Source organism: Microbispora hainanensis (assembly GCF_036186745.1).
Lineage (GTDB): Bacteria > Actinomycetota > Actinomycetes > Streptosporangiales > Streptosporangiaceae > Microbispora.
Window position 1 is genome coordinate 1,518,230 of sequence record NZ_CP108086.1, and the last position, 13,042, is coordinate 1,531,271.

Here is a 13,042-nt window from a genome sequence, read left to right on the forward strand (position 1 = left end):
CGATTCTGGTGTGCTCCCCTACGCCGCCTATCTCCGTGTGTACGAGCCGCTGACCGCTTTCACCCCGCAAGATCAGGCTCGGTGGGCCCGGTACGCGGACTCGCGCGACCGGCCGCGCCGGGCGGGCGCGCTCGAGGTCGAACACGGCGAGGCGGTCCGCCGGCTGCTGTCGGTCCCGCCGCTGCCGGCGCCGGAGCGGGAAAGCCCCAACGCCTACCTGCGCCGGGTGGAGGAGACGCTGTACGTCTGCCCATGGCAGAGCAGGCTGCGGTCGTGGCTGGCGTTCGCGTCGTTCCGCGGGAGCGTCCCGGTCAAGCTGGCCTCCCGGTTCGTGCCGCAGGCCATCGCGGAGCAGACCGCCGACGACTTCGACCGGTTCAAGCGGGGAGAGCAGTCCCTGCGCACCCACATCCGTACGAGCACCTGGCATGTGCCGATCGCGTGGTTCGTGCCGTTCGACTCGGCCGAGCGCTGGCTCGTGCTGGGCTCGGAGCAGCCGGCCGAGGCCGGCGCGCAGACCACCGCCGCGCCGCCCAGGAACATGCTGTACGTCACCTCGATGGCGCAGGCCCGGCGCCGGGTGGCCCGGGCACTGGTGGTGATCCGCAGGCACGTCGGGCAGGTGGCGGCCCTCACCGAGGTCGAGGAGGTGGGCCGCTGGCTGGAGGAGTTCCACCCCCACTCGCTGGTGGAGCTCGACTACGGCGGCCTCGTCCACCTGATGGACGACCGCACTCTCCAGGGCGACCAGTCCGTCGCCGAGGTGGCGACCGCCCTCGCGGGTTTGGACAACGGTCAGGAGGAACTTGCCTTCGCGATGTATCAGCGCGTGATTCTCCGCTGGAGGTCGATTCGCGCCCTGGAGTCGGCAAACTGACGGTCATGAACATCCCCTGACCTGCCAATTCAGGTCATGGCTGCGTCGATCTCACATCTACGAACTGAGTAGTTTGCCGTTTTCACTGCGATACCACGAAACGTGTCGCTAGAATCACCGAGCGTGACATCAACCCGTGGTCGAGACGTTGTGCCCAGAGGGCTCGCCAATCGCACTACGTGGCTGTATGGTCACATCGGGTGATGCCGTAAATGGTCCTAGAAACCGCACGTTTTTGGATCATTGACGGACATCCGTGACAGTGCCGCGACCGACAGGATTTCCCCGAGCGCAGCGGCGTCGAGGCGGACAACGCCGCTCCGGCCGACGCGACCGGGCAGGGCTTGACGGAAGGGGCACTTGCGCCAGACAAGTCGCAGGATCGCTGCCGGCGGTCCACACGGAGGAGAGGCCGCACAAATGTCAGCTCGTACACCCGAGGCCGAGCCACTGCTCACCCCGGCGGAGGTCGCCACGATGTTCCGTGTCGACCCCAAGACCGTCACCCGGTGGGCGAAGGCGGGCAAGTTGACGTCCATCCGCACCCTCGGCGGTCACCGGCGTTACCGGGAGACCGAGGTCCGGGCACTGCTCGCGGGGATTCCGCAGCAGCGGTCCGAGTAGGACGTGGCCGTCACGCCACGGGGGGAACGACGGCGCGCTCGCGTCGGGGATGTGAGCGCGTCCACCACACTCCCATGACCGCCCACCGGTCATGGGAGGGGATCTGGGGTCGGCGCCGCCCGCCCGGCGCCTCCCCGCGCGTACGATCTCCGTTCACCCCCGGCGGTTCCCCCCGTTGAACGCGGTGAGGGTTCAGGGAACGGCCTCACGGTTCGCGGAAGCCGGGCTCCCAGGTGCCCGGCTCTCAGGAGCCAGGTCCTTGGACGGCGCGTTCGCAGGTGACGCGTTGTCACATGGCACGTTCGCGCGTGGCACGTTTTCGCATGGCACGTTTTCGCATGACGCGTTCTCGGACGCCGAGCTCTCAGATGCCGGGTGCTCGGTCGCCGAACGCCACGCTTTCAGGTGACGCGTGCTCGGAAGCCGCGTACGTGGGCAGCAGGGTCTCCAGAAGCACCCGCACCCCCGGATCCCGCCCGCTCGCCGCCCGCAGGAGCGCGACCATCTGGTCGACCAGGAGGCGCTCCAGCTCGGCCCGCGCCATGTCGCGGTGCTCCAGCCAGTCGAGGCCGGCCGTCTCCACCGAGGCGACCCACGATCTCAGCGTGACGCGCAACACCGGACCGGGCGCGTCGACCCCCATCTGATGGACGATCATGCGCAGCATGCGCTGCCGTACCCCGTCGACGATCTCGCCGATCTCCCCGGTGCGGTTCGCCGGGCCTCCCCTGAGCAACGCGGCGAAGCCGGCCGCGTGCTCCTCGACGAAGTCGAAGTAACGCGTCAGGCCCGCACCGAGCTGTTCCAGCGGCCCGCCCTCGCCCTGCGCCTGCAACCGTGCCTGCAGTTCGGCCGCCGCGCTCCGCAGGGCCGCCACGTAGAGCTCCTGCTTGCCGCCGAAGTAGTGATAGACGAGCGCCCTCGACGCGCCCGCGGAGGCCGCCACGTCGTCGATCGAGACGTCCTCGGCGTCGTGTCTGCTGAAGAGCTCCAGCGCGGCGGCGATGAGCTCCTCACGCCGCCGGTCCACACTGAGCCTGCGTCGCGCCGGCCGTGCCCCGTCTTCCGCTTGGCGTGTGGCACTCACACCTCGCACCCTAGCGAATCCCCACCTGAGAGAGGCGTGGCCGAATTCCGGGGCGCCTTCGGCCCCCTCCCGGCTCTGCGCGCCCACGCGTGGTAACGCTAACCTTCCCAACGCCCGATCTAGAGGAAGGTTCCTGTCTAACCGCGATCAACCCGTACCCTCAGGGCAACTCGATCGTTTGGTGTGTCAGGTGCACGTCCACGCATCGTGGGGAGAACCATGTCAGGACCGTCCATGCAGACCACTGCCCGGAAAGACGTCGGGGTCACGATCCCCACCGGCGGACTGTCCGATGGGTTCAGCCCTCGGCCCCGCCCGACGATCCGCAACGTGGCCGAGCGGGCAGGAGTCTCCAAGTCGCTGGTGTCTCTCGTGCTGCGGGGCTCCCCGCACGTGAGCGAGCACCGCAGAGAGGCGGTCCTCCAGGCCGCCCGGGAGCTCGGCTACCGCCCGAACGCGGTCGCCCGCAGCCTGGTCGAGGGGCGCACCCACCTGGTGGGCGCGCTCGTGGCCGACCTGCACAACCCCTTCTACGCGGAGTTCCTCGACGGCCTGCAGGAGAGCCTGCACGGCGACGGGCTGCGGCTGCTGATCGGCAGCGGCCGCTGGGACCCGGCGTTCGAGGACGAGGCCGTCGAGGCGTTCCTCGAACTGCGGGTGGACGGCCTGGTCCTGCTCGGAGTCGCGCCGTCCAGCGACACGCTGGCCGAGGCGTCGGCCTACACGCCCACCGTGGTGGTCGGCGAGCGCGACGTCGAACTCGAGGGCGTGGACATCGTCGTCGACGACGACCAGCTCGGCGCCCGCTTCGCCGTGGACCACCTCGTGGAGCTGGGCCACCAGCGCATCGCCCACATCGAGGGCGCCCCGTCGTCGGCCGCCCGCTGCCGCTGCGAGGGCTACCTCGTCGCCATGCGCCGCCACGCGCTGGCGCCGTACATCATGGTCGAGCACGGCGACTTCAGCGAGGAGGGCGGCCGGCGCGCGGCGCTGGCGCTGCTCAAGCGCGACCCCCGGCCGACGGCGATCTTCGCGGCGAACGACATCGTGGCCATGGGCGTGCTGACCGCGGCGAGCGAGCTGGGGTTACGGGTGCCCGAGGACGTGTCCGTCGTCGGATACGACAACACCCACCTCGCGGCGGTCACCCACATCTCGCTGACCAGCGTCGACCAGCCCCGGCGGGCCATGGGCCGCTCGGCCGCGGCGCTGCTGAGCGACCGCATAACCGAGCCCGGCAAAACCGCCCGGCTGCGGCAGGTGAGCCCGCAGCTCGTCGTACGGCGCAGCACCGGGCCCGCTCCAAGCGGTGGCCAAAGCTAGGTCAATCACCGACGTGTCCCCTCGCGGCCGGTGTTGACTTCAGCCGTGGCGCCGGCCCCCGGCGGGTCGCGGAAGGGCTGCCCGCAGGCCGGCGACCGGATAATCGGGGGGATTCATGCGTGATCCTGAGTTGGTCTCCTGCGCCCAACGGGCCGCCGGCGAACTGGAGCGGGCCTGGGCGCACTGGAGGGAGAGCCGGGGGCTCGGCAGCGAGGACGTCGCCGAGTCGGTGGCGAGCTATGTCGCCCACTCGATCGACCACCCCTGGGGACGGCCGCGCGTGGTGCTGGGCCTCGACGCCGAGGACGCCCGTGAGCTGGCCGCTCTCCTGCATCGGCAGGAGGTCCCCGAGCCGGCGTGGGCGGCCAGGTTTCCGGCATAACGGTCTGATCACGACTCCGTCCCGGTTAGGTTGGGGTGACCACACCTCCGGGAAGGGGATTCGACCGTGATCAGACGACCACTCGCCGCCGCAGCCCTGGCCCTGTGCGGGGTCGGAGCCGTCGCCTGCGGCGGCGCTGAGGTCTCCGGCGCTGAGGTCTCCGGCGCTGAGGTCTCCGGCACGGGGACCTCAGCCTCCACCGCCTCGTCCCAGCTCGGCCGGCCGGCCTCGGCCGAGGACCAGGCGACGGACACGGCCTCCGCCGGGACGGCCGCCCCGGCCACGCGTACGGCGGCCGCCTCCGAGGTGGAGGCACGGCCCCTGGCCGGCAAGGTCGTGGTGATCGACCCGGGCCACAACGGCGGCAACTTCCGCCACACCAGGGAGATCAACCAGCTGGTCGACATCGCCAACCAGAAGAAGGCCTGCGACACGACCGGCACCTCGACGAACGACGGCTACACCGAGGCGGCCTTCACCCTGGACGTGTCCACCAGGCTGGCCAAGCTGCTGCGGGCCCAGGGGGCCACGGTCAAGCTCACCCGTACGAGCAGCACCCCGTGGGGTCCCTGCATCAACCAGCGGGCCGCCATCGGCAACAAGGCCAAGGCGGACGCGGCGATCTCCATCCACGGCGACGGCGCGGGGGCGAACCTCCGCGGGTTCCACGTCATCATGCCGAAGAAGATCGGCGGCCCGGTCGATCCGGTCGTGAAGGACTCGGCAAGGCTCGGCGTGGACGTGCGGAACGCCTTCCACAGCGGCACCGGCCTGCCGTACTCGAACTACATCGGCAAGCAGGCGCTGAACTATCGCAGCGACCTCGGCGGGCTCAACCTGTCGACGGTGCCGAAGATCTTCATCGAGTGCGGCAACATGCGCAACGCCACGGACGCCGCCAAGTTCAAGAACCCCGCGTTCCGCGCGAAGATGGCGCGGGCGCTGGCGAAGGGCCTGGAGAACTACCTCACCTCGACCCGCTGACGCGTCCCGGCGGCTCCGAGCGGGTTCTGAGCGGGTTCTCAGCGGGTTCTGAGCGGGTTCTGAGCGGGTTCTGGACGCGCTCTGGGACGGGCTTGCAGGCGGGCTCCGGCGGGCTGTGGACCGGGTGGCGGGACTGTCGGCGGGGTTTGGCATCATCTGCGGAATGAAGCATCTCCTCCCCCTGCCGAGGCGTGCCGAGACGGGCCCCGGGTCGGCCGAGATCGCGCCCGGCTCCTCCGTCTCGGGCCCGGCCCCGCTCACCGACGCCGTACGGCTCGCGCTCCCCGTGCTCGACCTCCGGGTGCTCGACCTCCGGGTGCTCGACCTCCGGCCCGGCGACGCCGCGACGGCGGCCGTGCGGGTGGAGGAGGACCCCCGGCTCGGTCCCGAGGCGTACGAGCTGACGATCGCGGGCGACGGGGTGCGCATCGCGGCGGGTGATCGGGCGGGTGCCTTCTACGCCGCGCAGACGCTGCGGCAGCTCCTGCCGGCCGAGGCGTTCCGGTCGGCCGTCGCCCCCGGGACGTCCTGGACGGTCCCCTGCGGGCGGGTGGAGGACGCCCCGCGGTTCTCCTGGCGCGGCGCGCACCTCGACGTGGCCCGCAACTTCCTGCCCAAGCGGGAGGTGCTGCGGATGATCGACCTGATGGCGCTGCACAAGCTCAACCGGCTGCATCTCCACCTGGCCGACGACCAGGGCTGGCGGGTGGAGAGCAGGGCGTTCCCGCTGCTGCACGAGGTGGGCTCGCACCGTCCACAGACGATCACGAGCCACAAGGGGGAGGCGCCCGCCTTCGACGGCGTCCCCCACGGCGGTCACTACACCCTCTCCGACCTCGCGGAGATCGCGGCGTACGCCCGGGCGCGGGAGGTGATGGTCGTTCCGGAGATCGACGTGCCGGGGCACGCCTCCGCCGTGCTGGCCGCCTATCCCGCGCTGGCGTCCCGGCCGCAGGAGCGCTACGAGGTGCTGGACCGGTGGGGCATCTCGCCCGCGATCCTGTCCCCGCTTCCGGCGACCGTCGACTTCCTGACCACCGTTTTCGCCGAGATCACCGACGCCCTGGGCGACGTGCCCTACTTCCACATCGGCGGCGACGAGTGCGTGCTCGACGACTGGGCGGCGTCGGCCGAGATCTCGGCCTACCAGGCGTCGCTGGGCCTGGAGACCACCGGTGACCTCCACGCGTGGTTCCTGCGGCGGCTCGCCGACGCGCTGGCCGAGCAGGGCAGCCGCGCGGTGGTGTGGGACGAGGCGTTCGTCAGCGGCAGGCTGCGGCCCGACACGGTCGTGATGCCCTGGCGCGGCGAGCACGTCGCCCGCCGGGCCGCGGCGGCCGGTCACGACGTGGTGGCGACGCCGGTCTTCCCGATGTACTTCGACTACGCCGAGGCGGCCTCGCCCGAGGAGCCGGCCGGGCTGGGAGACGCGATCACCGTGGCCGACGTAGTGGCCTTCGCGCCCGCGCCGTCCGAGTGGCCGGAGGAGGAGCGCGCCCGGGTGATCGGCGCGCAGTTCCAGCTCTGGAGCGAGCGCATCCCCGACGGCCGTACGCTCGACTACCGCGCCTGGCCCCGGGGCTGCGCGGCGGCCGAAGTCGCGTGGACCGGCGGCCCTGCCGCGCCCGAGGACTTCTTCCCCCGCCTGGAGGCCCATCTGGCCCGGCTCGACGCGTTCGGCGTGGAGTATCGCCCGCTGTCCGGCCCCCGGCCCTGGCAGCGGGGCGGCACCGGATGGCGACGTCACCGCCCCGGCGCCGTCGACGTCCAGGACGTGATGCGCCACCTGCACGAGCTCAGCCTGTCCGCCGACTCCACCCGGCCCAGTCTCTGAGACCCCCGCCCGGGGTTCACGGTCCCGGCCGTGGTCTCTGAGGGTCCCGGCCTGGTCTCTACACGTCCTGGCCCGGTCCACTGAGCCCCCGGCTCGGGCTCTAGGGCCGTGCCGGGCCGGCGATGCGGCGTACGCGGGAGCGGTCGCCCAGCATGTCGGTGCTGTCGATGTACTGGTCCACGGCACCCGTGAGAGGCAGCCGCCGCACCTCGGGATCGGCGATGGTCCCCAGCAGCGCCTCGGTGAAGCGCTCGGCGTGCAGCACCCGGTAGGGGCGGCCGTGGTAGCGCCGCGTGCGCGGATCGACGGGCGTGGTGAGGCCGAGGTCGTTGTGCAGGGCCGCGAGAGCCTCGTAGGCGCCGGCCAGGTGGCGCTCACGCTCCCGCCAGCCGGTGGCCGACACGGCCGCCATGAGCACGGGTGCCAGATCCGGGCCGCACGGCAGGGCGGCGAAGGCGCTGCCCAGCCACTTGCCGTACGGCGGGTAGCGGCGGTGCATGAGCAGGGCGAGCCGGATGAGGTCGCGCACCAGACGGGCGCAGGTGACGGCCGAGCCCAGTTCGTCACCGGCCTCACCGGCGCGGCCCACGAACGCCTCCTCCTGGCAGATCCGCCGCCACTGGCAGGCAAGGACGTAGCGCCAGACGTCGCCGGGATACCAGGCGAGGCGCCGCCGGACCGGTTGGAGCAGCCCCAGGCCGTCGTGGAAGACCTCCCCCGCCGTGATCTCCGCGAGCGTCTGGGTGGGCGTCGCCAGCCAGTCGGACAGGCCGACGCCCGCGATCGGGTCGAACCCGAGATGCCCGGTGAGCCATGCCGCGAGGTCGGCCACCACCACTCCGTGCCGGATCGGGCCGTCCGTCGTCTCCATGTGCCGGGTCCGGCCGACCGAGCGGAAGTGTGTGGGATAGCCGAGGAACCGCGGCGGCAGGCTCCCGGCGAGCATGGCGTGTACGGCCTCACCGTGGGCGGCGGCGTCCTCGGGGCTCAGGAAGAGCTGCAGCCGTGGGCCCCAGTCGTGGTCGGTGGATCGCACGGTGTCGTATCCGAGCACTTCCGAGCCCGGACCGAGGAGTGCCGCCGAGTGCGTGAGGCCGCCGAAGTGCCGCGCCAGCAGCGGTGCCACCGCCTCCAGGTAAAACCGCCGCGACAGCTCCAGCCCGCGCACGTTCCCGTCTCGCATGACCGGCATCCTCCACAGGCACCGTCGGGCGGAGCAACCGGCTTTCCCACGTCACCGGGCGTCCGCGCGGGACGCAGGAGCCGGTGAAGACGGGGCTGGCAACGGCACGATCAGGCGTGTGGGGGCGCGGCGGGCACGGCGCGGAGGCGGGGCATGCGGGGCCGCGGCGGGCGCGTTGTGGTCGGGCGCGCGGGGATGCGGAGGGCGGAGGGACAGGCGCTCGGGGGACGCGGAGGGCGGGGGGTCATGCTCCGTCGAGGACTTCGGCGACGATGGCGGCCGCGATCTTCTCCGGGTCGAGGCCCTGATAGGTGTCGATCACCTCGCGGATCCTCGCGGTGAGGCGCTGGTCCGCCTGTTCCGCGTCGCCGATGTGGCGCCCGGCCACCGCGACGGCGGCGGCGAGCTCGTAGGCCTCGGCCGGCCCGATGCCCTGCGGATCGACCTCGACGAGGACGCGGGCGCCGTTCTTCGGCGAGACGCGGACCTTCCACCGCCCGGACGGGCCGGCGACCGACAGCGTGTCCTTGCGCAGGGCCGGCGGGAAAAGGACGACGGCCACCCGGCCCGCCGCGGCGAGGATCCGCTCGGCGAGCCTGCGTACGTCCTTCTTACCGACGACGATCCTTCCGGAGCGGTTGATGATGCTCACGGAATCACCGCTGTCGGCCACGGCGATCCGCTCGCCGTCGGCCTGGTCGTAGATGGCGCTCATGAGGGGTCGCTCGCTTAGCTTTGTCGGGGCGGGCTGCGAGACTCCGCTCATGCATGATCTCGTACTTTCGGAGCGCATGATCGTGATTCGCCCTACCCCGGGCGACGACCTCGGCGAACGCACCGCGTGAGCGACCGTCCGAGCGCGGGCGTGGCTCAGACGAGGGTGTAGCCGGCTTCCTCGACGGCCTTGCGCACCGCGTCGTCGGCGACGTCGCCGGAAACGTCGAGCCGGCCGCTGTCGAGGTCGACCTCGACGCCGGTGACGCCGGGGATCTCGCCGACCTCCTCCTTGACCGAGCTCACGCAGTGGCCGCAGGTCATGCCCTGCACGGTGTAGGTCTTGACGCTCATGGCGCTCTCCGTTTCCAGGGGAATGGGGACTTATGCGGTGCGGCCGACGATCTCGCGGACCGAGCCGTAGCCGTGCCGCCGCAGCCGGCGGGCGAGCTGACGGTTGATCCGCGACGGCCACAGGGGACCTTCGTAGATGAGGCCGGTGTATCCCTGCACGAGGGTGGCACCGGCCAGCAGCCGCTCCCAGACGTCGTCGACGTCCTCCACGCCGCCGACCGAGACGAGCGTGAGCCGGTCTCCGGCCTTCTGGCGCAGGCGGCGCAGCACTTCCAGTGAGCGGGCCTTGAGCGGCCGTCCGGACAGGCCGCCGGTCTCGATGCTCGCGACGCCCTCGCGGCTGATCGTGGTGTTGGTCGCGATGACGCCCGCCAGCTCCAGCTCGGTGGCGAGCTCGGCCACGGCGTCCACGTCCTCGTCCGCCAGGTCGGGCGCGATCTTCACGAGCAGCGGGGTGCGCCCGGCCGCCTCCTTCACCGCCGACAGCAGCGGGCGCAGGCGGTCGACGGCCTGCAGGTCGCGCAGGCCCGGGGTGTTGGGCGAGCTGACGTTGACCACGAGATAGTCGGCGAGCGGCGCGAGCCTGCGGGCGCTGTCCACGTAGTCGCGCACGGCCTCGGACTCGGGCACGACCTTGGTCTTGCCGATGTTGACGCCGACCACGGCCGGGATGTGGCGCACGCGGCGCAGCCGCTTGGCGGCGGCCGCCGCCCCGGCGTTGTTGAATCCCATCCGGTTGATGATCGCCCGGCTCTCGATCAGGCGGAACAGCCGCGGCCGGGGGTTGCCCGGCTGGGCGTGCGCGGTGATCGTGCCCACCTCGACGTACCCGAATCCGAGCGCCGACAGCGGCTCGACGCACCCGGCGTCCTTGTCGAACCCGGCGGCGAGCCCGAACGGCGAGGCGAAGTGGACGCCGAACGCCTGGACGCGCAGCGACTCCGCCTTCGGCGCGAGCAAACGGTGCAGCAGCCGCACGAGGGGCGGGAACATCCCGAGCAGGCGGAGCAGCCTGATCGTGAGGTGGTGGACGGCCTCCGCGTCGAGGCGGCTCAGGACCTGCGTGAACACGAGTCGATACATCACGGAAAGACTATCGCCCGGTCGCCTCGCACTTCGGCCCGCAGGGTCCGGTGCCGTACGCCATGTCAGTCGGGCCGGGGACGGGCCTCGGCCGTGGGCTGGGGCAGCGGCACGTGCGACGCCGTACGGAGGGTCAGCGCGGAGTCGAAGCCCAGCAGCCGCAGCAGCCGCGACACCGGCGGGGCCGGGCGGACGAAGGTCACCCGGCCGCCCCGCTCCCGCACGTGCGCGTCGGCCCACAGGAGGCTCCGCGCGCCCGCGCAGTCGAGGAAGCCGACCCCGGCCAGGTCGATCTCGACGTGCCCGGGCCCGTAGGTCGCCAGCGCCTGCCGGAGGCGGGCACGCAGCTCCGGCACCCCGGACAGGTCGAGGTCGCCGTGCACGGCGACGCGGACGCCGGCCTCAGACGGCGTGGTCTGGATTCGCAACATTCCTCTGGCCCTGCTCGCCCAGCAGCTCCGCCGCGAGCTCGGACACCTTCCGTCTGCTGTCCCTGGCCTGCTTGCGCAGTCCGGTGAACGCCTGCGAGGCCGTCAGGTCGTGTTTGCCCATGAGATAGCCGATGGCCCGCTCGATCACGACGCGGTAGTCCAGGGCGTACTGGAGCTGGCCGGCCAGCGCCGCCTTCTCGTCCGCCTCCATCGACGCCACGAGGACCTGCTCGATCACGTGCGCGTACGCGTGGAGGGACTGGGTGTCGCTCTCCTGCCACTCGTGCGGCGCGTCCTGGTAGACGTTGAGGGTGCCCACGGGCACGCCGCCGAGCCGGATCGGCACTCCCGCCACCCCGCGCACCTCGGGGTGCAGCAGGTCACGCAGGGCGGGCCAGCGCCGGTCCGACCGCACGTCGGCCGTCGTCACCGCGGTGTCGCCCGCGTACGCCGCCACGCACGGGCCCTGGCCCGTCACCGCCTGGGCGCGCTCCAGGCTGCGGCCGCGCTCGTCGGTGGCGAAGAGGTAGCGAAGCGTGCGGTCCTCCTCGGCGAACATCAGGCCCGCGCCGGAGTATCCGAAGAGCCGGTCGACCACTTGGACGATGCGCTCAAGGTGGTGCACGATCCCGGTCGCCGCCCTGTCCTTCTGCAGACGTCGCAGGCTGGTGAGAAGAGCCTCAGGATCGATATGAGTCATTCCGTGTCCTCTCGTGAACCTCACCTCGCACGGCCGTGGCCTGGGGGAAGAGGCGCCGATTCGGCCATCACGACTGCCCGGAGAGGGCTCGGTCAGTCCTGATCTCCGCCAGATCTGATGTGATCCCCCATGCGGGATCTTCGATGGGCCTGGCGGAGTGCCGGTGAGGACGTTCTCTAGAACGGACGACGCGTCCGATGCCATCGCGAGCCCACTTTCGTACGGAGAAGCGGCCGCGGACACAGGGCGGAGTGTTCCTCAGCCTAGTGGGCTCCGAGCGGTGGTAGCCAGGTGATCCCGGAGGTCGCCGGAAGGACCGGCAACCGCCGGGACTGCGAGAGGCATGAGAAATCCGCCCTCCCGCAGGGGAAGGCGGATCGGAGAACGCCGGGAAGACGGCGTGGTGGCGGACCAGTGGGACCTACGCGGGCCGGGCCCTGTCTTGGTTCCGGCGTCCTGCTCCGGCGTCTCGTCCGGGCGGCGTACGAGGCCGGGATCGCTGCCGTCGCCGGACGAGCGTGAGCGGATGTCGGCCCTGCTCGCCCGGCTGCCGCACAGCATGGCCATGCCAGGGGACTAGCCCTTGACCTTCTTGCCCTCGGGGGTGACGGCGTGCCACTCGCCGCCGAAGTCCTTCACGTCGTTGCCGAGCACGTCGCCGGCCTTCTGGTCCTTCGAGTAGTAGTAGAGCGGGTGCTTGTTGTAGGTCACCTGCGTGGTGCCGTCCTCGCGGTGGAGGGTCCCGAGCAGGTTCGGGTGCACACCCGTGCCGGCCTGGGGCGCGCCGACGGTGAGCACGGGCGGCCACGCGGCGGCGCACGCCTGGGTGCAGGCCGAGGTGCCGCCCTTGTCCTTCGTGAACAGGTACACCGTGCGGCCCTCGATGCCGACCAGCACGGTGCCGAGCGAGGTGGACGCCGTGTCGATGCGCGCGGGCCCCGTGGGGGACGCCTGGACGGGAGAGGTCGGCGACGCCGGGTAATCGGTGGCGGACGGCGTCGTCTCCGGCTGGTTCTCGGAGGGCTCGGGCGTCTGCGACTCGTTGAGCTGGTCGTTGGCGACGCGGCTGGCGTCGTCGCCGGCACCGCCGCATCCGGCGGCCAGCAGGCTGATCGCGACCGCGCCGGCATACAGCAGTTTCCTCATGTTCGGCCTCCTGGAGAGTGAGCGAGTCGGCTCCAAGGACACACGCGGCGACGGCGGCCCCGCCGCCCGGACGCGAAGATCCAGGACAGGCCTTTGCCGTTTCGTGGGTTCCCGCTCACGGGGCTCTCACCACCCTCAGGGCGATTCCGCCACCGATGGGGATGACCATCTGGATCCGGGGGAAATCGCAGTAAGCCGTACGGGCAGGGCGGTGCGCCCCGACACGTGAACCGATCACAGGGGGGTGCCGAGGCCACCGGCGCGTGCGATGACATGCTGAGGCTGCGACGCCCGCCGGCGCGGCCGTCCGGCCCGGCGGG

Annotated in this window: 14 protein-coding genes; 6 read left to right on the forward strand and 8 right to left on the reverse strand. The window is 71.6% G+C overall.

Annotation, left to right across the window (positions count from 1 at the left end):
• Positions 1-10: 10 nt before the first annotated feature.
• On the forward strand, positions 11-877 hold the full coding sequence (locus tag OHB01_RS06890) for a hypothetical protein (RefSeq protein ID WP_142650620.1): 867 nt from the start codon (positions 11-13) through the stop codon (positions 875-877).
• Between the two features lie 420 nt (positions 878-1,297).
• On the forward strand, positions 1,298-1,501 hold the full coding sequence (bldC, locus tag OHB01_RS06895; RefSeq protein ID WP_013133571.1) for a developmental transcriptional regulator BldC: 204 nt from the start codon (positions 1,298-1,300) through the stop codon (positions 1,499-1,501).
• Between the two features lie 364 nt (positions 1,502-1,865).
• Here bldC and OHB01_RS06900 read toward each other — a convergent pair whose 3' ends face one another.
• A complete protein-coding gene (locus OHB01_RS06900) occupies positions 1,866-2,588 on the reverse strand; it encodes a TetR/AcrR family transcriptional regulator (RefSeq protein WP_260617446.1) in 723 nt (240 codons plus the stop codon).
• Between the two features lie 219 nt (positions 2,589-2,807).
• Between OHB01_RS06900 and OHB01_RS06905 the strand changes: the two genes are divergently transcribed.
• The 4 genes from OHB01_RS06905 to OHB01_RS06920 all read left to right on the forward strand — a co-directional run bounded on the left by OHB01_RS06905 (position 2,808) and on the right by OHB01_RS06920 (position 7,111).
• On the forward strand, positions 2,808-3,911 hold the full coding sequence (locus OHB01_RS06905) for a LacI family DNA-binding transcriptional regulator (protein ID WP_142650619.1): 1,104 nt from the start codon (positions 2,808-2,810) through the stop codon (positions 3,909-3,911).
• Between the two features lie 115 nt (positions 3,912-4,026).
• Entirely contained in the window at positions 4,027-4,293 is a 267-nt protein-coding gene (locus OHB01_RS06910; protein WP_030508794.1) for a hypothetical protein, read from the forward strand.
• A 66-nt stretch (positions 4,294-4,359) separates the two neighbouring features.
• On the forward strand, positions 4,360-5,277 hold the full coding sequence (locus OHB01_RS06915) for an N-acetylmuramoyl-L-alanine amidase (protein WP_328855100.1): 918 nt from the start codon (positions 4,360-4,362) through the stop codon (positions 5,275-5,277).
• 163 nt (positions 5,278-5,440) lie between these two features.
• Positions 5,441-7,111: a beta-N-acetylhexosaminidase gene (locus tag OHB01_RS06920; RefSeq protein ID WP_142650617.1), complete on the forward strand. Its 1,671-nt coding sequence runs from the start codon at positions 5,441-5,443 to the stop codon at positions 7,109-7,111.
• 100 nt (positions 7,112-7,211) lie between these two features.
• Here the strand turns inward: OHB01_RS06920 and OHB01_RS06925 are convergent, their stop codons facing one another.
• The 7 genes from OHB01_RS06925 to OHB01_RS06955 form a co-directional block, all read right to left on the reverse strand.
• Entirely contained in the window at positions 7,212-8,294 is a 1,083-nt protein-coding gene (locus OHB01_RS06925; RefSeq protein ID WP_142650616.1) for a DUF4037 domain-containing protein, read from the reverse strand.
• 244 nt (positions 8,295-8,538) lie between these two features.
• Positions 8,539-9,009 carry a hypothetical protein gene (locus OHB01_RS06930; protein WP_142650615.1) on the reverse strand — a complete coding sequence of 157 codons (471 nt, stop codon included), beginning with the start codon at positions 9,007-9,009 and terminating at the stop codon, positions 8,539-8,541.
• A gap of 155 nt (positions 9,010-9,164) precedes the next feature.
• Complete coding sequence (locus OHB01_RS06935) at positions 9,165-9,362, reverse strand: heavy-metal-associated domain-containing protein (RefSeq protein ID WP_142561071.1); 198 nt, start codon at positions 9,360-9,362, stop codon at positions 9,165-9,167.
• A 30-nt stretch (positions 9,363-9,392) separates the two neighbouring features.
• A complete protein-coding gene (locus OHB01_RS06940; protein ID WP_328855101.1) occupies positions 9,393-10,445 on the reverse strand; it encodes a quinone-dependent dihydroorotate dehydrogenase in 1,053 nt (350 codons plus the stop codon).
• Positions 10,446-10,510: 65 nt separating this feature from the next.
• Positions 10,511-10,876: an STAS domain-containing protein gene (locus OHB01_RS06945; RefSeq protein WP_142650613.1), complete on the reverse strand. Its 366-nt coding sequence runs from the start codon at positions 10,874-10,876 to the stop codon at positions 10,511-10,513.
• Positions 10,848-11,576 (reverse strand): GAF and ANTAR domain-containing protein, encoded by a 729-nt coding sequence (locus OHB01_RS06950; protein ID WP_187280713.1) that lies wholly within the window; start codon positions 11,574-11,576, stop codon positions 10,848-10,850. The genes OHB01_RS06945 and OHB01_RS06950 overlap by 29 nt, the downstream gene beginning before the upstream one ends.
• 576 nt (positions 11,577-12,152) lie before the next feature.
• Positions 12,153-12,722: a hypothetical protein gene (locus tag OHB01_RS06955; RefSeq protein ID WP_142650611.1), complete on the reverse strand. Its 570-nt coding sequence runs from the start codon at positions 12,720-12,722 to the stop codon at positions 12,153-12,155.
• Between the last annotated feature and the right edge of the window lie 320 nt (positions 12,723-13,042).